Source organism: Lysinibacillus sp. NPDC059133 (genome assembly GCF_042755925.1).
In the GTDB taxonomy this organism is placed as follows: domain Bacteria; phylum Bacillota; class Bacilli; order Bacillales_A; family Planococcaceae; genus Lysinibacillus.
Genome location: NZ_JBHZDH010000011.1, coordinates 67201 through 89079 on the forward strand (window position 1 = coordinate 67201; position 21879 = coordinate 89079).

A 21879-nucleotide genomic window follows, 5' to 3' on the forward strand; every position below is an offset into this window, starting at 1 on the left:
CAACTTAGTAGAATCCATATCAACATTTTTAAAGATATTACGGTAAATATCAGCTGAAGCTTTAGAAAAGCTTGCATCAAAGTTTGCATTACTTTCTTCATTTGAAATCACATAGAGTGATTTTTTCGTATCTTTTAATGCCTTAATCACTGTATTGATAAATTCTGTATCAGCACCAGCAATATTTGTTAAACGCAACCCACCAACATCATATGTAGAGACAAAGTCTGTTGCTGATTTAATAAGTGCTTCTTGTACCTCTTTGTTTGTTAAGTCCCACTGTACTTGTCCATCATTTGTTGAGGCAATCCAGTCCTTTTTCGCTGGATCTTTTGCCCACTCATGATTCGGACTTACATTGTTTAGTGGAAAATCAACCATGATCGATACATTTTTAGCTTTATAAGCCTCAATCACACTTTGAAACTCCTCAGATGTCCCAAAATGACGCTCTATTGTAGAGTAGCTCGTCGGCATCGATCCATCATATTTCTCAGTGGCAAAAATCGGGCCAATAGAAGCGATTGTAAAGCCCATTTCTCCGATAAATTTTAGTTTATCCTGTAAACCTGCAAAATCGCCTCCTGCAAATTTAGTAGGGTCTTGCGTATTTGTATCAAAATCGTTAGTGCCCGAACCATTAAAGAAACGGTCAACGAGTAAATCATAGATGCTTTCTTCTGCAATCGTTCTTGTCGACGCTTCATCAGCATGTGCAACTGGTGTAGCACTCATTAATGAAGTTGCTAGTAAAAGCGATGCAGCTGTTGCACTTATCCACTTCTTGAATTTCACTTTTATTCCCTCTCTTTCAAACCAATCCATCGTCATTTTACCAAATAAAATAGTCACGCCGCTATGATTTCAAAATATTTTCCGAAAATGCAAAATGAATTACGACAAAAAGGTGTCAACTTCTCCTTCAAATACAATTCATCAGCTTGGACCGGGACCCGAGCAGTTCTTCGGCATACCTGATCACTTCTCCGGCTTACCTGATCAGTTTTTTGCCCTACCCGATCACTTCTCTGGCTTACCTGATCAGTTTTTTGCCCTACCCGATCACTTCTCTGGCTTACCTGAGCAGTTTCTCAAGCTGTCTGAACGGATTTACCTTCCCGCAAAAATAAAAGCCGTGAAGCGAAATCTTCACGACTTTTCTAAATAATTATGCCAAGAAATCTAGTCCTATTGGCAGTTTGAAGCCTAAGAATAATGTAATGAATAAGAATACCGCAAATAAAATCCAAAACAGACCAGTTGGTTTATTTTTCTTCTGACGAACTAATACCATTTCCATCATACCAATGACTAAAATACCGCCTAAGAATTTCAAGCCATAAAGCATTGGATCATTAGTTTGATATTGGAAGAATAGTGCCCCGCCAGTAATAATAATTAAAATGTAGAATAAACGTAATGTCATATGTAAGCCTTTTGACTGCTTGCCCATTAATGCCGCAATTAAAAAGATTACGATTGCAACTACCCAAGTAGCAATATGCGCATGTGTTGAGTCAGTTAAAAATCCCATTATTGTCCCACCTCATATTCTTTTTTCTATCAAACTCTATCCTACCATGTGATGGAAAGGGTTTCAAACATTACAATAGTGTTCATATAATTTACATCAATTATGCCTCGGCATAATTGCGTCGGAGGCTTTAGGCCAACAAATGTTTTTTGCGCGAAAGCGTAGCGACAGCGGCACCGATGTTGGTTACTCAGTCATTACCACAGGACATGGCAATAACTGAGTTCCTCTATTTCGCGGATGCTTAGACACCTGCTGAAAGAAGTTAAAAATCCGCGGAGATAAACTCACGCGGATTTGAAAAAATTATTCAAAATGATTCACTAAAGTACCGATGCCTTGAATGGACACTTTCACTGTATCACCAGCTTTTAAGAATTGTGGCGGATTCATGCCTTTACCAACACCCGCTGGAGTACCCGTTAAAATAACATCGCCCGGCTCTAATGTTACATGCTGAGATAAAATCGATACTAATGATTCTACAGTGAACATCATATCTTTTGTTGAGCCGTTTTGACGCACTTCGTCGTTCACTTTTGTTACGACTGTTAAATCTTGTGGATTCGGAATTTCATCTTTTGTTACAAGGTAAGGTCCAAGTGGACAAGTTCCATCCAAGCTTTTTCCTAAGAAGAATTGCTTATGTTTTTCTTGTAAATCACGAGCTGTTAGATCATTGGCAATCGTGTAGCCAAATACATAATCATATGCTAAGTTTTTCGGAATATTTTTACCACGTTTACCAATGACAATCGCTAATTCGCCTTCATAATCCATTTTAGATGAAAGATCAGCATGGATAGAAATTGTTTGGCCATCAGCAGCAATAGCAGTCGGAGATTTTGTAAATACCATTACGTCTGTTGGAGCTGCCTCTGCACCCATTTCTTTAGCATGTTCATCATAGTTTTTCCCAATACACATAATGTTTTTTGGTGTGCGTGGAATCGGTGATAACCACTCGATCACTGTAAATTCGCGTTTGAAGCTATTAGCACGGTCTGATTTTTCAGCGGCTTCTACTAATTTACGAATCTGTTCAACAAAATCAAAGCCTAAAGCAATGCCATCTACAATTGAACTTGAAAAAGAAGGGAGAACTTGAAGTTCATTTTGAATAGCGAGTACATCCCATACTGCTTCTTCTTTTTTTACTTTTGGTCCAAAGCTTACATGTCCACCTAATTTAAATGATAAAATTTTCATGATTTTCAGAGCTCCTTCTTTTTTCTACATGATACAACAATATTATAGGAATTGCCTTACTTTTGCGACAACTATTTTTATTCCTATTAAGTCGTGGGCTCATCACCATAACGTGGGTTGATTTCCGTTCCGGCTGGGCGCTTTCCTGGGGGCGTCCGATGAGCCGCTTCACTCGCTTTGCTCGCTCCAGGGTCTCGGGCCAACACGATGTTGGTCACGAAGGCGTTATCACAGGACGTGATGGTTTTAGCCTTCGTTCCTCTATCGCTGATCCCCAAGGAGTCGCCCATCCTCCACTACAATCAACTAACATACGTTTTAACAAATGCTATCCCAACTTTTGATAATGAGCCAATCGCAATAAATTATTCTTATTATACAAGACGCATTCATTCACTTTATGTTGCCATCACATTAAAAATGAAGGCTGATTTCCATCGCAGATTGCTCGTTTCTTGCAAGAGAGTCAAGCACCTCCACACAATTAGTCTGCTTTCGTTTTCGCCTTATAAGTTAATTTGCGCCATAAAGCCTCTAACGGACCTTGTTGCCATTTCGCTAACCATATTTCTGCCACAACCATTTGTACAATAATAATGCTGACAGCAATTAGCACGCCTGTTGCTACACTTACTTTGCCATACCAACCAAATCCAAATTGATAAAATAGACATGTTCCAATAATCGATTGAAGGATGTACATCGTTAGCGACATGCGCCCTATTTTCGCAAAAGGACTAAGCAATTTTGGTACAACTGGAAGTAAACAAAGTAAAACAATGAGCCCCACATAGCCTACTGCTAAAATTGGACCACCTATGTATACTTTCAAGTAGTCTAATAAATACGTACGCGTAAACATGATCGGTGAGCTTTTAATAAAAATACCAATTGCTAACCCAGCTATTGCTAGTGCCAGCCATAGCCATTTGAATTCCTTCGCTCGTTCTACTAAACGCCATTTAGACGCTGCGGCACCGATTAACATAAATGGTAGAATTGTAAATAATGCTACAAACCACATGCCGATCCCTGCCTGAACAGATAGATCGGTTAAGCGTTGCATAAATGCATCAATCCAACTCCCTGTTCCATAAGCAGTTATCGCCTGCTCTACCGAAGTAATATTTAAATACTCATCAATGGTTGTATTAAAATTAATAAATCCTACTATAAATAACATAAAAGCTTGCATGACACCACTAATCATAATGCCGATTGACAATAACCAAATTGGATGTAAACGTAGTAATAGCACTAAAAAAATGCCACAAAATGCATACATCATCAAAATGTCGCCCCACCAAATGAGCACAGCATGTATCAAACCAAATACAAATAATACAGAAAGTCTTCGCAGTCCTATCGCATAAAAATTTTGTTCACGACTTTGTGCTTTCTGCCATTGCATAGCGAGTCCATAGCCAAATAACATGGCAAACAGTGGATAAAAGCTACTTTGTACATAAATATCTAAATTTTGATGCCACACTATATCTGACGGTGTTGTAAACCATGATGCCAAATCAATATAGGGCATTGGCAAATAAAAGGCAAACATATTAACGAGTAAAATGCCTAGTAAGCTAATACCACGTAAAATATCTAATGTTGCGATGCGTTCCTGCAACATTGTCGGTTTTAACTCCACAAAATAGCCTCCTCTATGTATATGGGAAAACAGGACTCTCTAACATTCATTCCCTTATCTGAAACTATATCAGATAGCCCTGTTTTCACCGCGTTCACTTATGCTTGTAAAGCCCGTTCAATATCAAATAAATATAGAACCTTATCACTCACTTTAATTTGAAGGATCGATTCAATCGCCTCACTATAAACTCTAAGCTGGACACCATATCGGTTTAAGAGTTCCTTCGTTAGCGCTGGCTCCTCAGCAAAATGTGATTGGATACGATCTGTCTTATAATCAAGCAAGATCCATTCACCATTTTCATCCTCAAATAAGCAATCAATAATACCTTGAACAATTTGAGCGTCACCATCTTCATCTACTCTACTAATCGTAAATGGCAGCTCTCTTCGAATTGTTTTTGCTTTTTTAAAGCGTTGTCCAATGTCTGTTGTAAAGAAATTATATATTTTTTTCCACGGAACAACTTTTCCCTCAGCCTCGGTCAGAAGCTGTCTTGCCACTAAATTAGCGACAAACTCCTGAACTTCCTGTACATCCGTAAAGCCGTTTTGAGGGACATGTTGCATGACTGTATGAACCGCTGTCCCTATTTCTGCACCTGTCATCTGTTTGTCCTGTAAAAAGGTTGGACGGGGTGCAACGGTAGTCGTTTTTTGCTTCGAAGGTGCTGAGAAGTAATATTCAGGCTCTTCCTGTCGCTGTAGATTTTCTAAACGCTTGATTTCACTTACAGATGTTTTAGAGCGTTTTTGTGTTGATTTCTGAAACGCATACTGTGCTTGAAAGCGCATCGTAATTTCCGCCTGCAAAGCTTCGTCCTCTGGCGTTTCTAGTAATTGCTGTACCTCATCCTCTAACGCCTGTATATCATACGCATAATGGCTTGTTTCAATAGCTCGTACCCACCAATGCGATACATCCTCTGATGCCTTATAGGAGGAAGTAGCAATGGCTGAAAAATCTGCATGTCTTGCAACTGCAGGCCCAAGCCAATCAAAGTAACTATTAGCTCTAGCGCGTAAATACTCCTGCAGTGGGGCATCTACCGGCAAACTTTGTGCATCCAGCCAATTGTCGCGGGTTTTATCCCAATTTTTTACCGAGCCTACTAAAATAAGTCGCTCCTTTGCACGGGTCATCGCTACGTATAATACACGCATTTCCTCAGCACGCATTTCAAGCTCCTTCTTCTCCTTCAAAGCTAAAAATGGTAGAGACGTATACGTAATACGATTTTCTGGATCAATCGCCTTCACCGCAAGGCCAAAATCTTGATCGAATAAATAAGGGTTGTGGAAATCCATTTTATTAAACGGTCTCCCCATGCCTGCAACAAAGACAACGGGGTACTCTAACCCTTTGGAAGAGTGAATGGTCACAAGACGGACGACGTCATCCTTTTCTCCAATCGATTTCGCCGTTCCTAAATCATCGCCACGTGTACGCATACGATCAATAAAACGTAAGAAGCGAAATAGTCCTCGAAAGGCTGTTTTCTCATACATTAAAGCACGGTCATGTAAAATACGTAAGTTGGCCTGACGCTGCTTACCATTTGGCATCGCCCCTACCATCTCATAATAATGCGTGTCTAAATAAATTTTCCAAATTAAATCTGACAGTGAACCTCGTCGTGCTAAATCTCGCCAGCTTTCAAATGCTAGCATAAATCGTTGAAGCTTCACAAAAGTGTCAGATTGCACACCATGTCCATCACTTCGAATAAATTGCCTTAATGCATCATAGAATGGCGCTTTTGTATCTGCTAGCCGGATTTTCGCTAGCTCATTTTCTGTTAAGCCAACAAATGGAGCGCGTAGCACCGAGGCTAAAGGAATATCCTGATATGGATTATCGACAACCTTTAATACATTCAGCATAATCATCACTTCAAGCGCATCAAAATACCCTTTGGAGGACTCCGCATAGAGCGGGATTCCTGCAAGCTTAAATTCCTCTACTAAATCTGTTGACCATGTCATTGAACGCATTAAAATGACAATATCACTATATTTTAACGGACGTTCTGTCTTCGTTTTTGTATCGAATACGGTTGTCCCGTCCTCCATCATTTGTCGAATACGCTCAATGATAAAACGTGCCTCATACTGTGATTTTTTTAATTCCTCTAATTCAGAGGCATCGCTTACAGTATCTTCTGCCTCTTCGTCCTGCTCCTCTTCCCCGGGAGGATGCATGATGACTAGCTCTACCGGAACTTCTTTGTCATCATAGGGTGCTGCTGGCTTTAGTGAAGCATTTTCATCGTAAAGAATTTCTCCAACTCGCTCACCCATAATTTGAGCAAATACATAGTTTGTAGCGTTCAACACTTCTTGTCGACTACGGAAATTAGCGTTTAAATCTATACACATTCCCGTTAAATCTGGGGCCTCTAGAAACTCACTGTACTTGCGCATAAAAAGCTTTGGTTCTGCTAATCGGAAACGGTAAATACTTTGCTTTACGTCCCCAACCATAAACAGATTTCCCTCTTGCTCACTACCTGTTTTCACAAGCTGTAATATGGTTTCTTGTAACATATTTGTATCTTGGTATTCGTCCACAAGCACTTCTTTAAAACGTTGCTTTAAATCTAGAGCAACAGGTGAAGGCTGTAATTCACCATCGACTTCTACAGTTAAAATTTGCAAGGCGAAATGTTCTAAATCTGAGAAATCAATAATTCCTCGTTCTAATTTTGCCATGCGGAACTGTTCACTAAAAACATTTGTCAATTCGACTAATGTTCCAATCGTCGGACCCATTAATCGTATCTCTTCCAGCAAGCGTGCAGGAGTCCGAACGAAAAAAGTTTCTTTAAGCTTGTTCACAATTTTTTTTGCTGCCTCACGTTTTTTCTTAGCAAGATCTTGTAGCTCCACATCCACTAAAGCATCCTTTGATACACGCTTTAAAGTGGACCATTTCACCGTGCCAAAATAATCAAAGAGCTCTTGCCACGTTCCTTCACGACTAATGCGAATGCCTTCCTGAATCATGGCAAAATCCATTTCTGCAGTTTCAGCATATGGTGCAGGTCCCTCGGGCTGTAGCGTAATGGCACGCATTTCAGAAATTAACACAAATGCCTCCTCAAGACTATGCTTGACTGTTAACTTCACATATTTCGACAGCTCTAAATCATCAATAGTCACGTCTGCTGCTAAGTCATATGTCTCTGGTAGACTACGAAGCCATTTTAGGGGCTCCGCATGAACACGAGACGTATCATAAAGCTTGCTTATTAAGGTTTCTATCGCCTGATCATCGCGATCCGATGTAAAACTATCAACAAGACGGTAGATTGCTTGAACCTGAGCCTCATCCTCAGAATCGTAAGCATCTTCTAATACCTCTGCTAATATATCATCCCTTAACAACGCAACCTCTGCCTCATTCGCTATACGAAAGCCTGGATCAATATCTAGCATATAGGCGTACTGCTTCACAATAGCTAAGCAGAAAGAATGCAGCGTTGAAATTTGTGCTTTATTGACAAGGCTTAGCTGGCGTCGCAAATGGTTGGAAGTTGGATTTTCTGCAATAGCCTTTTCAAGCGCCTCCGCCATACGGTGACGCATCTCAGCAGCGGATGCATTTGTAAATGTTACGACAAGTAACTCGTCGACATTGATGGGATTCTCTGTCGCCACTACCTTTTCAATCATACGATTAATGAGAACTGCCGTTTTACCAGAGCCTGCCGCAGCCGATACAAGTGTATCCTGGCCGCTTGCATAGATGGCCTTCCACTGGTCATCAGTCCATGTCACTTCCGCTGGCTTTTCAGGTATTTTTTGTACCAACTTACTTCATCTCCTTCCGAATTATCTCAACGATATCATTCGGTTTTGCTTGCTGTAACTGACGGTAGCTTTGCTTGCCATCAGATGGGTCAAATTGACAAACAGCTGTAAATTGACAGTAGTCACAGGCTGTTTTTGATTTCAGTTTATACGGACTAATAGAGGTATCCCCTGCTAAAATTCCGTTACCAGCCTCTTGATGCTTGCGCCGTACAAAATGCTGTAGATTTTTCATATCATTTACAGGTACAACCCGTGACTGAGATTCTGATGGTGTCCCATCTTTCTTCATATAGACAGGAATAATTTTTGAATGCCCACTCGATTCCTCTAATTGCTCGTCCATCGATAAAATGGCCTCTGCATTTTCCGACAAAAGACCTTTCATTTTGTATTGTTTTAAACGGTCTTCCTCAATTTCACTGTCGCTTAAATCCTTATCAAGCTTTAGCATTGGATTGTGGACATGTACATAAAGAACACCAGCTGGCTCCGCTTCACCTGGTAACCAGTAAGAGGAATTTTCCATCGCTACATCTAGATACGTTAGTACCTGAAGAGACAATCCGTAGTAAACCTCATTCAAATCTAAATCACGAGCTGATGATTTATAATCGACGATCCGTAAATAAGAGCGGTCATCAATAGACGCACTATCTACCCTATCAATACGACCTCGCATTAACATTTTCTTACCACCTGTTAAATCAATTTCAAGCGGTGGAAGCTGTTCATTTTGTCCCGGTCCAAATGATGCCTCAATAGCGATTGGCTTAAAGTGAGATACATTTGCATGCTGTGTAAGTGCTGTCATTGTTCGCTCGACAATCCGAATAAGCTTTCGTTGAATGTAGCGATAACGCGCGCTTGACAGTAAGATTTGATGTGAAAATACCGGTACAATTTGTTCAACGGCTTGTCGTGCTAATTGTTTAATTTGCTGCTTTGTTAAACGTATCCATGATAGCTGCAGACGGTGTGTCTCCTCAGTAATCCATTTCAATGCCTCATGGAATAAATCGCCCATTGCAAATGTTTCAAGTCTATACTCAGCCCGTTCTTCTAGACGAAGCCCATACGTTGTAAAATGCGAAAATGGGCAACGGAAGTATTTCTCAACACGAGACACACTAGAAGTTAGCTTTTGACCATATAATTCTTGCGTAATGTAGTTTTCTAAAGGCTCTGCCTCATTTTTATGAGTGATTGGATGTAAAACTCGATCATAAACAAGTGCCCAATAAGGGTCCTGTTTATAAATTTTTTGTAACGCTACCCACTCTGGCGCAAGCTCGCGGCTGTGTTCAGCTTGGCGTTTTTGCACCATTAAATGTGCTAAAGCCGTACGTGGATGACGTATATACGGTAAACCACTTTCATCCAGTAATTCAATTGGATCAATAACCACTCGTTCGACCTTGACACCACTCAAAAGGCCAGCCGTTCTATCATTGCCGATAATTTTCTTTATATAGAGCGAAGACAATAGTGCCTTGCCTTCTTCATCTGCCGTTGAATAGGACATATATAATTTATCGGATGGCGTCGTTAAAGCACGATATAGCAAGAAATTTTCCTGCATCAAACGATTCTTAGATGTTGGCGCAAGCTCATAACCAATTTGACTAAACCATTCACGTTCAGTATCTGACAGCAATCCCTCGTACTCCATACGAGTAGGATAGACCCCATCATTCATCCCTAAGACAAAAGCGACTTTTATATTCGATAAACGTGCTAAATCAACGGTCGCTACCATGACCTCATCTAATGTAGGTGGGATACGCGAAAATTCTAATGTATCAAAGCCCTCATCTAAAATTTTTGCCGCTTCCTCTACAGACATCTCCTGCTCACCAAACATATAAACAAACTGATCGAGCACTGCAATCCATTCTTTCCAAGCTTGATCATGCTCACTTGCAGCTAATGCATCACCTCGATCAAGTTCACGGTCCTTCATTGCTTGAAGCTTTTCATAAACATGTAAACGCTCAATCAGCTCAAATAAAGCTGTCGCAACATCTCTACCTGTTGTCGCTACTTTTAGCTTGTCCTGTAATAATTGGAGCGGCTGACGAACTTCATCTCGAACGGCCTCGATTTCTGCTTGCATAGCACGTTCTTCGTCCGTTTGTACGCGTGAATGGAATTCAAGCCCACGATACTTTTTGAAAAACCATCGAGCTTCCTCAAACCAGCGCTCACCAAAGATACCCTGTGCTAAACAGTAGTTTTCTAAACGATCCGCACGCTCTCGCCAAACATTTAACTCAGCATGTAATGGGAAAAACAGATCTGTTTTCACACTACGAAAAACTGGTTCATATTTCCAACCAGAAGTAATAACCTCTAAAGCCGACCGACTAAGCTCAATTAAAGGGTGATGAAGCATCGTCTTTTTCGAATTTGTAAAAATAGGAATATCATATTGCTGAAAAATAGTTGTAATAAGCGGATCATAGACTTCTGCTTGTCTATAAAGAAGTACTATATCTTGATAACGATACCCCGTCTCTCTTGTCAGCTTTGTTATTTCCCGGGCAATGGCATGTATCTCCGCACGTCGATTAGAAGCTTCAAGTACCATTACATCACCTGAAGCTTCTTTCGTTTGAGGCACCAAATCAGCAAACCTAGCTTCCATATGCTGTAAATCAGCAGATTGAAAACGATGCGTATGATAGAAGTGCAATGGTGCTTCAACGTCAATGCCCTCTTCATAGGCAATGTCGTGTAAACGTTGGTTAGTAGAAGCAGCTTCATGGAATAAAGATTGCTCATCATACACTTCTTCAATATGGTCAAAGGGAAGAACTACCGTCACCTGTTTTGTCACCTTTAATAACTCTTTTACAAGTTCTAGTTCCCTTACAGTAAATGCAGTAAAACCATCTATATAAATGGACGCCTGCTTCATCGTCTCAGAGTATTTCAGATGCTCGGTTAAAATCGGATAATATCCCTCACTATCGACATACGTCGTGCCCAATCGTTCCTCCAAAGCTTGTAAAACGACTTGTAAATCATTAGCCTTCGCTTGCAATGTATTAGGCGCATCAATGACCTTCAAAGATGCTGTTACTTCAGCTAACACTGAACTATTTACACTATAACGACTAAACTCTCGTAATAGCGTTTCAATTTCTTCTGTAAAGCCTCGTTTCCCAGCTGCTTGTCGAAATAACGAAAACTCACTTTTTTGTTCCTCTAAAAGTTTACGGATAAGCATTCGATAACCATAGCCATTTACTTCTTTTCGAGCAATACCACCCGTTTCCTGTAACACTAGCCATGCCAATCGTTTAAATGTCATGACCTGCGCACGAATTAAGCCTTGCAAGCCATGCTTATTCGTTAGCTCATACTCCGTTGAGTACGACATTTGGTCGGGAACAATTACAAAAATTGGATGACCTAACGGATCCGATTTTAGTTGTTCGACAATCTCTTGATGAATAAACGTTGATTTACCTGTTCCAGAACGTCCTGATACGATACGCAATGTCATGTACTTTTCCCCTCCTGTTAATTATCTATTTTAAAAAGTGATAGTTGTTGTGGAACACCTGGGCTTTGCTGGTCTACCTGAGCGGTTTTTGCACTGACCCGATCACTTTGCGGTTCTACCTAATCACTTTGCTACTCTACCTATGCATTTTAAAATATTTTATCTAAGCGCTACTCAATGTTTTTCGAGCATTGCATTGCCTTACCTTTATTAATGAAGATAAAAAACCCCTTCTCTCATTTTACATGATAAAAGGGGTAAGATGTGCATATTCAACTTTCAACGTTAATGATTTTTCGTCAATTTTCGCGCATGCTTTAAATCTTTCTCTACACGCGCGTTTAATCGTTTCTCTATAAACTTGCCGATCCACCAAAGCACGACAATCGCAACAGCCGCAATAATTAGTCTTACAGGGCTTGTTAGAAGCGCTTTTAAATCGTAACCGAGCACGCTCATTCCTAAAATCATAACGAACTTCCCAGCCAATAACACCACAAAATAAAACTTTTTATGAATATGAGATAGCCCCGCTACAATGTTTACAACAACTGAGGGTGTGAAAGGAAAACAAAGTAACACGAACAGAGGACTAATACCATTCATATCTACCCATTTTATTAGCTGCTGTACTTTTTTACTGCCTGTGACAAATCGGAGCTTTGGATGCTTGCCAAAATGTCGGACAAGCAAAAATACTGCATATGAACCAGCTGCAGAACCTATCCAGGATAATAAAAAACCTAACCATAAACCAAATGCGCTCGCATTGGCGACAACGAACACGACCAAAGGTAAAAATGGAAAAAACGCCTCTATAAACGTTAAAAATAATCCAATGACTGGGCCAAGCGTTCGATATTGTGCCGCAATATTCTCGATATTATCTACAGTAAACCATTCACTCAAAATCGACACCTCTACTTATATTGCAAAATTAAATGTAAAATCGTTAACTTTTCCGAAGTATTTTTATACTCATGGGGTTGATGTCCTGAGAATACTAGTGTATCCCCTTCTTCCAGTAATTCATGCATCTCTCCAGCAGAAATAATGGCTTGTCCTTGGATAACAGTTACAGTTTCTTCTACCCCTTCTGTGTGAGCCTCACTCCTGCTAAGGGCTCCGGGCTCCATTTCAATCTTATATAGCTCCCAGCCACGTTCTGGATTATAAGGAATAATGGAATACACACGATATCGACCTTCATCTTCATCTACATGTGGCGCATCCTTACTACTATATTTCATGAAGTGTGCGGTGGGTGCTTGTAATAACGAAGAAAATGAAGTGCGCATTCCCGCAGCAATTTTCCAAATCGTTGATACTGTAGGATTGGCCTCTCCTTTTTCAATTTGTGCAAGTTGCGCTTTACTTACACCTGTAGCCTTGGCAACATCGTCTAAGCTTAAATGACGCTGTTGTCGAATCTTCTTTAATTGAAATGCTAAATTTCGACTCATTTGTTCCATTTTAATTCACCTATTCCTATTGTTTATTTTATAAGACATATGTATACTTTAATAAACATTACGAACTATCAAACTATTCCATCATTAGTATACATGGAAATTTTTTAGAAAGGATGATCTATTTTATGACAAGTACAACTGATTTTCAGAATGAAACGGTAAACACGCCAGACGATAGCTTTTTACAAGGCGTGAAAGATTGCATCCCCACTTTACTCGGTTATATTAGTATTGGACTTGCTTTCGGTGTTGTAGGTTCCGCTTCTGGGTTATCTGTACTCGAAATTGCACTTTTAACTATACTCGTCTATGCAGGCTCTGCACAATTTATCTTTTGTGCACTACTTTTAACAAATAGCCCTGCCTCTGCTATTATTGTAACCATTTTTGTTGTAAATTTACGCCATTTACTAATGAGTTTAACATTAGCTCCTCATTTTACGCGTTATTCTATGCTAAGAAATGTTGGTTTCGGCACATTATTAACGGACGAAACATTTGGTGTAGCAGTTACGAAGCAAATGCAAACCGGTAAGCTACATGGAAAATGGATGGATGGGCTGAATATAACTGCCTACTCCTTTTGGATTCTTTCTTGTGTAACTGGCGCCTACTTGGGACAGTGGGTAGCAAATCCTGAAAAATGGGGTTTAGATTTCGCTTTGATTGCTATGTTTGTGGCACTCCTTGTTCTTCAGCTTAGTAGTGTAGGCAAAAGTAAAATCATGCATTATCTTATATTAATCGGCTATATGGTTGTCATTATGTATGGTCTTTCTTATATTGTGCCTTCGCATGTGGCTGTTCTTCTTTCAACAATGATTGTGGCAACTATAGGGGTGGTGACAGATAAATGACGACAACTGCTACTATGGTATGGCTCATCATTGGCTGTGCACTTGTAACCTGGCTACCACGTATTATCCCTTTTATGTTCGTCCGGAGTGTGAAGCTACCAGAGGTCGTATTAAAATGGTTAAGCTTTATCCCCGTTTGTATTTTGAGTGCTCTTGTCATCGAAAACTTATTGGATACCGAAAACGGAAAAATGGTTACACTTGATTGGCCTGTATTTATTACATTTGTGCCAACACTTATTATTGCACTTGTTACCAAAAGCTTATCTATTACAGTTGTAGCAGGGGTTATCATTATGGCAGCCGTAAGATTTTTCATGTAAAAAGGTCAGTCTTAAAAGTGAGGAAGCTATCACTTTAGACTGACCTTTTCTATTAACCTAAACGGTACTTTTATTTTTTCATTTTACTTGCTAGCCAAAAGCCTACTGTTAACGAAAATGCATCGATTACGAAAATAATAGGCGGCGAAGTATAACCTGCATATACAGATGCCCCAATAAGAGCAATTGCCAATATTAAAGCGACATACCGATTAAACGTAATTCTAGTAAACAATAATACGAGTAAAGCTGGTAAAAATAACGCTAACATCATTTTCCCGAAAACATCCATCATATATCCCTCGGCTCAGCTAGTAATAATCCAATACGATAATGATCATTGTTATAGATAACATGCTGGGTTAAGCGTATTTCATTGTTGCGATCTACTACTTCTAGACGACAATGGGCAGCATTTAATTGCAAAGCCTCGTATAAATCATTTTCAGTAAAAATGGCCTGACCGTTTACTTTACGAATACATTCCCCTGCCAATAAGCCCATTTTTTCAGCTGGTGAATCAGGTAAAACTGCCGCAATAATAGCGCCCTTTGAACTTGGCGCAACCGCATAAATGTCCGTTTTATCCTGCAGCGCGTAGAAGATTGAAATGATGATACGAATCACTACACCAATTGCTAGCGTTATAAAGCCGATGAATGGCTCCAAGGCTGCTGCGAGACCACCTATTAAAATTAATTGTCCAAGCATTAGCACGGATCGGCCAATTTTAGGCAATTGCAAAGCCGGTAATTCTTTTCTAGTAAGCTTTGAAAAGCCTATAACAATTGGGAAAAGTACAAGTGCAAAGGTACTCTCTCCTAATGTAAATTGTGGCCAATATGGGAAATCTACCGGAATAATATCACCAGGTATTACAAAAAAGATTGGTAGTACCCATACATTTTTTGAACGATAGACAATTGCCTGCATGCCTCGCTTCGTCTTTTCAACTTGCGGCGTCGTGACCATTATTGCTGTTCGACGAATTAACATGCCTTCCGCAATCACACATAGACCTGCTAAAATCGTAATCGTTACAATGGAGCCATCTAATAAATTTACACCTTCTAAAGAGATATTCCACCAAGAAAATGTCCAATTGTATTGATACATCCACCATATCGCTAACGTCGCAAAACCCATCGTATAGATAGGTGAAAGGGCATTAATGAAGTACAATAATAGCGCCAATGCAGAAATAGCGATTAAAATCATTATAAAAACTTTTGGCACCGTTAAACCTAAACCAACACTTACTAGTGAAATAAGGAGGGCAGATAACCAACCATATCTCCATTGCCCCATTAGCTCTGTCCAACCCCAAATAATACGTCTATTAAAAAATTTACGCTCCTGCTTTACACGACTATAACCTAATAAAATCGCAAATAAAATGGCGATATACATTAATGGGTTGATTAAAAAGCGGCCAATCGCTGTTACAATTTCTATTAATATATCACTAACCATACGAACACCCGCCGTTTCTATCTAGAATACTATGAATTTATTGTATCAAACGACTACACTCTTGCGTAGTACAAACTAGTAGAAAGCTTGCTATTCTTATTTTTTTATCGTATTTCAACCAGAGTCACAGATTTTAACTAACGTTGCAGGTGTGTTAGTAACAATTTTTATACAATTAGAAGACGCTATTTCCGATACAGATGTATGTTTTGTAAAATGAATTTTGTTTAAATTTTACAACTTTCCGAATTTTTGGAGTTGATCACTATTCATAGATTAGAATGTTTCTGAAAAAATTGACATTTAGATTCTCGCTATATATAGTTAAGTAGAGTTAACTAAACTAAACGATTTTTAGAATTGGAGTTGAGATTAATGAGGCTGTTTGAAGGGATTTTAATTGTATTTCATATTTTGTGGCTTTTTTCTTTTCTGTTTGAATTTTGTAAAAAAATAAAAATTATTACTAATATCACTGCACTTATCCTTTTGATTATTCATTTGGGGCTTGAGGGTTATCGATGGCAAATGGGTTTAACCTATATTTTATTTATTCTTTTAACTGTATTCACAATAAAGCCATTCATACAAAGGAACACAGAAAAAACCATAGTTGTAAGCTCGAAAAATAAAAGGAAGGGCAAAAAGCTTTTTTATATTTTGTTTATTACCATTTATTCGATTAGCAGCTTTGGTTTAGTCACTGTCATGCCTGTATTTCAACTCCCAAAGCCTGCAGGTCCTTTTGAAGTTGGTATGAACTCAAGGCATTTAATAGATGAATCCAGACATGACTCGGAACAAAAAGCTCGGGAATTGATGATACAAATATGGTATCCAGCAGAGGTGAAAGGTGATGCGAAGGATATTCATTATGAATCCTTTCCTTACGAAGAATGGTCGGGAACGATGGAATTCATTTTTTCTGCTCCGCGCTTTATTTTTGAGTATTTGAAGTATGGACAAACTAACAGCATAAAAGATATAGCCGTATCCAATCAAGAAGATAAATTTCCGGTTCTTTTATTTTCTCACGGATATGGCAGTACCAGAATGCAAAGTTTTTCCCAAATGGAGGAGCTAGCAAGTCATGGTTACGTTGTTGTCAGCGTTGACCATACTAATGATGCAGCCTATACTAAGTTTCCAGATGGACGGGAAATCATGAATCAGACAGACGCCTATTCTTATTCTTTTGATATTGAAGATGAGAAAGATGTCAAAAGGCGATCAAAAGATATGAGCTATGTGCTAGATCAATTAACAACAATAAATGATAAGGATCCTCAAGGTTTATTTACTGGAAAGATGAACATGGACAGAATCGGGATATTCGGGCATTCATATGGGGGGTCAACAGCCGCTCAAGCATTGTTGGATGATAGTAGGATTTCTGCAGGAATCAATATAGATGGGCCTTTGCATGAACCAGTAGCTGGCTCAGGATTTGAACAATCTTTTATGTTTATTTTAGATGAAGATTATCTTTATATACCTGATGAAGAAATTCAATATACAAATATCACTTCAGAAGAGTTTCAAAAGTATCATGATAAAATTACAGAGCTTGCTGATTTTCACTATAAAGAGGGAATAAAGGGCGATACTTTTATGCTTACTTTTACAGCAGGAGATCATTATTCTTTTACAGATTTCCCCTTTCTCTCTCCTCTGTTGTCATGGAATATTGATATAAGTCATTTCCATTCAATTATGAATCGGTATATTTTGGCTTTCTTTGATCACTATGTGAAAGGTGAAGAGCTTGATCCATTGCTTAGGAAAGAAAAAAAAGAAGATCAGTTCTACTATTTTAAAGCCAATATTAAAAATGATTGATAGATTAAAATAACATAGTCGTATGAAAAAATACGCAGCATAATATTTTTTCATACACTATTCAGTTTATCCTAAATTCAGGAATTGATTAGGTAACATTTTTCTAAAGTTATTCTTTTTTAACTTAATCACTTAGTTTTTTAGTTCCGACAATCTTATTTAATGTATCCAAAACATTTTTTAACTCTGTTAAGCTTGCTTTTGAGTAATATTTTTCTACAAGAATGTCGTCAATTTTTTTAAGAAGCTGATGAAACTCTTGACCCTTATCCCCAAGATAAATAAAGGTTTCTCTACGATTTGTTAAATTTTCTTGACGATATATCATTTTCATCTCTTCTAGCTTTGAAATTACTTGGCTAACCGCGCTTTTTGAAATATCAAAATGACTTGCAATATCTTTCGCAATTACCGGCTCGCTACGAATGATATAGCACATAATAATTTCTTGTTGAGGAGTTAAGTGAAAGTTCTCTAATTCTTCTACCTCTTTTGTTTCTTGTAAAACTAACAATTTGAACTGCTCAAATTGTTGATTGATTTTGTCTATAATTATTAGATAATCATGCATAGATTTATCATCCCTAATTCATTTATTTTTAGTTAAGTTAATTTTGCTTAACCATAATAAATTTGTCAATTATTAAAGGGATTTGAGGGGTATTGGCTACCACTTAATTAAGCAATACTTAGCCAACAGTAACAAGAATATTGCCGAAGCGGCATTGTCTCCTATTGAAGAAATAATTAAAGTCTCTAAATTTTCCGACTAATCATATTACAACTGATAAACTTAATTGTTAACTAACAGAGGGCTTAGCAACAATTTTTAAAAAATAACCAAGCTTATGTATAACTTAATCTGTCAAATTAAATAAGAGCATGTTTGATCAATCTTTTTTCAAAACATGCTCTTTCGATATGTCCCCATATCAAGGTTAATATCGTAAATTTAATTACAAAGCTACAACGGGCTACTCCTTTACTCTATGACAGGAGTACTAAGTGGCCCTACAATCAGCTAAAAATGGTGATACAAAAGCAAAATAATCCTATTACCGACCCATATTCCCCAAATCAACACATCTTATATTATTTATTCTTCAATATTATGCAATAAAAAGCTTGTCGCCATTTGGAACTGTAAATCATTTTGACGATCCTCTTTATATTTTTTCAACGTTTCGTTTAAGCTGTTAAAGAAGGTAGTGTCTATACTACTATTCTCTTCTGCTTTTTTCAATTTCTTATCGTCTCGATAAAGCTTAACAGCCTCCTCCGTCGATTCATCCAAGTAACCGTCTAAACGAGCAATTTTATAACCTAGCTTTTTTAAAGCATTTTGCGTATAAGCAATTTCCTCACTCATATCTCCCACTTTAAACTTGCCTGATAGTGGATGCATTTGGAAAGCGAATAATTCATTTTGTTCAATCAATAAATTAGCCTCAATCCCTTGCCCATGAATCCATTCGCGCTTTGGTGTCAGCCATTTATTTGTGGACAATTTAAGCTCCCCACCATTTTTCAGAGACCAAGACTCCTGTACCGTCCCCTTTCCAAAGCTCTTGACGCCAACAAGGGAAGCACGTCCCCAGCCTTTTAAAGCACCACTAAGTACTTCACTAGCAGATGCACTGCCCGCATTCTGTAAAACAACAATCGGTATTTTGTACATTGTCTGTAAATACTTTTCATCAAAGCTTTTTGATTCCGTTTTTAATGGTTCCATAGCACCTTCAGCATTTTGCATATAGGCAAACACTTTGCCATTCTCCAATACTGTGCTCAGTAGCGCTGCGACGCTATGTAAATAACCACCTGGATTATCCCGCACATCAATTACTAACCCTTTTATATCTTTTCGAAGCAATTTACTTGTTTCGGCAACCCACTCATTTGCCGTTTTCTCACCAAAAATTGAAATTTCCACATAACCTATCGGCGTATTTTCCACGTTCACAACTTCGCTCGTTACTGTTTTATTGGAAATTGCTGCTCGTTCCATCGTCATTTTAATATGTTTATCCTCACTTGGACGATAGACGACAATCGTTACTTTCGTCCCCTTCTCACCTTGAATTAATTGCATTAATTCACTCATCTTTTTACCTTCCACTCGAGCGCCATCAACTTGTACAATTTCATCAAGAGAGCGCATTCCTGCTTTATCTGCTGGAGACGAACGGACTGGAGAAACAACAATAAATTTCCCGTTATTTTCAGTTAGCTCAATCCCAATACCCACTCTTTCCTCAGCTAACATTTGTCGGTGTTGCTCCGCCTCTTCCTTCGAATAATAGGTACTATAAGGGTCCTTAATAGCATCTGCCATACCACGAAGTGCCCCCTCCACCAATGCACCTTTTTTCGTATTGTATACAGATTTTTCCTCAATTAAATTTATCGCTTCATTAATCGAATCAACCTCTGTAACGACTGGTTCCTTTTTATCCCCTAAATTAAACCAGTCAAAATAAATACCACTCCCTAACAATAGACTACTAGCAAGTACGCCAACACCCGCCATTATTTTGCGCAAACCTTCCCTCCTCCGTCTCTTTACTGTATGAATTTTATTTTTCAAACATACAAGATTAAGCTTCAAAATACTTTGTTGAATCCTATGATTTTTGTTTCGCTAGTATTCTATTATGTATCACGGGTATTTATCTCCCCTGCTCGGGTATTCTATTGCGGACAACTGGTATTTGCCTTTCTTGCTCGGGTATTCTATCCACATTCGCGGGTATTTTTCTTCCTTCCGCGGGTATTTACCTTCCTTCCGCGGGTATTCACTCCACATTCGCGGGTATTCACCTTTCTTCCGCGGGTATTTGATAAACAAGGGAATATTCACATAAAAAAATCTGCTTCGTTTCTTCCGGAAAACGAGCAGATTCTTTGAAATTTATTATTTGCTTAGTCCATTGCATCTACATAGCTTTTTAACATTTCCGTATTCATCGGCCCTGTAATAGCACGTCGAATATATCCATTTGAATCAATAAAATAGGTTGTAGGAATCGTTATTACTTGGTAGGCTAAGCCGGCTGAGTTTTTCTGGTCGAGTAAAATGGGAAATGTTAAATTGAAACTTTCTTTAAATGTCATGACAGAATCTATTTTTGCGTCCTCTGTAACATCTCGTTCAGCCTTTGTTAAATTGACAGCTATTATTTCTACATTATCTTTTTTAGCATTTTGTTCGTAATAATTTTGCATATGTGGCATTTCTGCCTTACATGGTGGACACCATGTTGCCCAAAAGTTTAACACGACTTTTTTTCCACGAAGCTCACTCAATGTCACATTTTTGCCATCCAAACTTGTTAAAGTAAAATCCGGTGGCGTATCTCCATTGTTTAAACCAATCTTTCGTTCATCCATTTCTTTCCCAAGAGAAGCTGTTTCAATTTCACGATCCTTATCAATCTGCTGTTTAACATATGTACCAATCATCGCGACTATTAATAACACGACGATAAGTAGTCCAATATTTTTTTTCATTCCTTACCCCCAAATAATTTAGTTACGCCAGCAAAACGCTGAATCCCTATACCTACTATAAGTAATATGACGCTCACCCCTACAGCCGGTTGCCATAAACCATGCGGCTGAAAGAAGGCCACCATCATAAGACCAATCGTATATAAAAGTAGTGCACGATTGATAGCAGTTATTTTCCATAGTATGAGGACTGTTAGTGCGCTTAGCACGATTAAAGTAATCACTTCGCTATTGGTTGGATTATCATTTAGTAACACCACAAGCCATTGATAGCCCGATTGCGTTAAAATGATTGCCCAGCTACAAGCAGCGATTCCAGTTTCGTCAAAATGAATTTTTTGGCGCTTCCACCAAAGCTGTAATGATGCTGCCATTACCCCTAAAAAGACACCAATTGTTCCACCATTGAAATAAAGGAGCGCAAACGGTTGCGCAATAACAGCTTTAAAATCAGTGACAATTATGCTAAATTTCCAAACGAGAATAAAGGTAAAAATCGCGTCACCATATACCCCCGCCCATTTCTTCGGAAATTGTACCCGTAAAACGAGCCACACAATAAAAAATGCCACAAGCAGAGCGATAGCTGTTGCTGGAAATGTTAGTGCCCGAACAGAGAACCATTCTGTATTATTCACCTAATAAATCCTCCACAAAAAAAGATAGTTTTAGCATAGCATATATT

The 21879-nt window shown here is 38.6% G+C and carries 19 protein-coding genes; 4 read left to right on the forward strand and 15 right to left on the reverse strand.

Annotated elements, in window-relative coordinates; all coding sequences use genetic code 11:
* On the reverse strand, positions 1–795 hold a 795-nt coding region (locus ACFXN8_RS08490), incomplete at its 3' end, for an alpha-amylase family glycosyl hydrolase (protein WP_386844293.1).
* Between the two features lie 94 nt (positions 796–889).
* Here ACFXN8_RS08490 and ACFXN8_RS08495 point away from each other — a divergent pair.
* On the forward strand, positions 890–1168 hold the full coding sequence (locus ACFXN8_RS08495; protein WP_386844295.1) for a hypothetical protein: 279 nt from the start codon (positions 890–892) through the stop codon (positions 1166–1168).
* Here the strand turns inward: ACFXN8_RS08495 and ACFXN8_RS08500 are convergent, their stop codons facing one another.
* The 7 genes from ACFXN8_RS08500 to ACFXN8_RS08530 form a co-directional block, all read right to left on the reverse strand.
* Entirely contained in the window at positions 1169–1534 is a 366-nt protein-coding gene (locus ACFXN8_RS08500; RefSeq protein ID WP_386844297.1) for a YisL family protein, read from the reverse strand.
* A 306-nt stretch (positions 1535–1840) separates the two neighbouring features.
* Positions 1841–2743, reverse strand: coding sequence for a fumarylacetoacetate hydrolase family protein (locus tag ACFXN8_RS08505; protein WP_386844299.1), 903 nt, complete (start codon positions 2741–2743; stop codon positions 1841–1843).
* A 484-nt stretch (positions 2744–3227) separates the two neighbouring features.
* Positions 3228–4394 carry a DUF418 domain-containing protein gene (locus tag ACFXN8_RS08510; protein ID WP_386844301.1) on the reverse strand — a complete coding sequence of 389 codons (1167 nt, stop codon included), beginning with the start codon at positions 4392–4394 and terminating at the stop codon, positions 3228–3230.
* A gap of 98 nt (positions 4395–4492) precedes the next feature.
* Complete coding sequence (gene addA / locus ACFXN8_RS08515) at positions 4493–8209, reverse strand: helicase-exonuclease AddAB subunit AddA (RefSeq protein WP_386844303.1); 3717 nt, start codon at positions 8207–8209, stop codon at positions 4493–4495.
* Between the two features lies 1 nt (position 8210).
* Positions 8211–11720 (reverse strand): helicase-exonuclease AddAB subunit AddB, encoded by a 3510-nt coding sequence (addB, locus tag ACFXN8_RS08520; protein ID WP_386844305.1) that lies wholly within the window; start codon positions 11718–11720, stop codon positions 8211–8213.
* Positions 11721–12005: 285 nt separating this feature from the next.
* Positions 12006–12629, reverse strand: a complete 624-nt coding sequence (locus ACFXN8_RS08525; RefSeq protein ID WP_376071340.1) for a TVP38/TMEM64 family protein — start codon at positions 12627–12629, stop codon at positions 12006–12008.
* An 11-nt stretch (positions 12630–12640) separates the two neighbouring features.
* Positions 12641–13192 (reverse strand): helix-turn-helix domain-containing protein, encoded by a 552-nt coding sequence (locus ACFXN8_RS08530; RefSeq protein ID WP_386844307.1) that lies wholly within the window; start codon positions 13190–13192, stop codon positions 12641–12643.
* 125 nt (positions 13193–13317) lie between these two features.
* Here ACFXN8_RS08530 and ACFXN8_RS08535 point away from each other — a divergent pair, with 125 nt between their 5' ends.
* Together ACFXN8_RS08535 and ACFXN8_RS08540 are read left to right on the forward strand one after the other, a co-directional pair.
* Complete coding sequence (locus tag ACFXN8_RS08535) at positions 13318–14049, forward strand: AzlC family ABC transporter permease (RefSeq protein WP_386844309.1); 732 nt, start codon at positions 13318–13320, stop codon at positions 14047–14049.
* The gene (locus ACFXN8_RS08540) at positions 14046–14372 is read left to right on the forward strand and encodes an AzlD domain-containing protein (RefSeq protein ID WP_376071331.1); all 327 of its coding nucleotides are present in this window, start codon (positions 14046–14048) and stop codon (positions 14370–14372) included. The genes ACFXN8_RS08535 and ACFXN8_RS08540 overlap by 4 nt, the downstream gene beginning before the upstream one ends.
* A gap of 70 nt (positions 14373–14442) precedes the next feature.
* Here ACFXN8_RS08540 and ACFXN8_RS08545 read toward each other — a convergent pair whose 3' ends face one another.
* Together ACFXN8_RS08545 and ACFXN8_RS08550 are read right to left on the reverse strand one after the other, a co-directional pair.
* The gene (locus ACFXN8_RS08545; RefSeq protein ID WP_376071663.1) at positions 14443–14664 is read right to left on the reverse strand and encodes a DUF2198 family protein; all 222 of its coding nucleotides are present in this window, start codon (positions 14662–14664) and stop codon (positions 14443–14445) included.
* Positions 14664–15845 carry a PDZ domain-containing protein gene (locus tag ACFXN8_RS08550; protein WP_386844312.1) on the reverse strand — a complete coding sequence of 394 codons (1182 nt, stop codon included), beginning with the start codon at positions 15843–15845 and terminating at the stop codon, positions 14664–14666. The genes ACFXN8_RS08545 and ACFXN8_RS08550 overlap by 1 nt, the downstream gene beginning before the upstream one ends.
* A gap of 375 nt (positions 15846–16220) precedes the next feature.
* On the opposite strand from ACFXN8_RS08550, the gene ACFXN8_RS08555 reads away from it, so the two are divergent.
* A complete protein-coding gene (locus tag ACFXN8_RS08555) occupies positions 16221–17684 on the forward strand; it encodes an alpha/beta hydrolase family protein (RefSeq protein ID WP_386844314.1) in 1464 nt (487 codons plus the stop codon).
* Positions 17685–17808: 124 nt separating this feature from the next.
* On the opposite strand, the gene ACFXN8_RS08560 is transcribed toward ACFXN8_RS08555, so the two are convergent.
* From ACFXN8_RS08560 to ACFXN8_RS08580, 5 genes are all read right to left on the reverse strand, one after another.
* Positions 17809–18255, reverse strand: coding sequence for a MarR family winged helix-turn-helix transcriptional regulator (locus ACFXN8_RS08560; RefSeq protein ID WP_376071323.1), 447 nt, complete (start codon positions 18253–18255; stop codon positions 17809–17811).
* Positions 18256–18780: 525 nt separating this feature from the next.
* Complete coding sequence (locus ACFXN8_RS08565; RefSeq protein ID WP_376071321.1) at positions 18781–20226, reverse strand: S41 family peptidase; 1446 nt, start codon at positions 20224–20226, stop codon at positions 18781–18783.
* A 117-nt stretch (positions 20227–20343) separates the two neighbouring features.
* Positions 20344–20544, reverse strand: coding sequence for a hypothetical protein (locus tag ACFXN8_RS08570; protein WP_386844317.1), 201 nt, complete (start codon positions 20542–20544; stop codon positions 20344–20346).
* 62 nt (positions 20545–20606) lie between these two features.
* Positions 20607–21194: a peroxiredoxin family protein gene (locus tag ACFXN8_RS08575; protein WP_386844319.1), complete on the reverse strand. Its 588-nt coding sequence runs from the start codon at positions 21192–21194 to the stop codon at positions 20607–20609.
* Positions 21191–21832, reverse strand: a complete 642-nt coding sequence (locus tag ACFXN8_RS08580) for a hypothetical protein (RefSeq protein ID WP_386844321.1) — start codon at positions 21830–21832, stop codon at positions 21191–21193. Before ACFXN8_RS08580 ends, ACFXN8_RS08575 begins: the two co-directional genes overlap by 4 nt.
* Between the last annotated feature and the right edge of the window lie 47 nt (positions 21833–21879).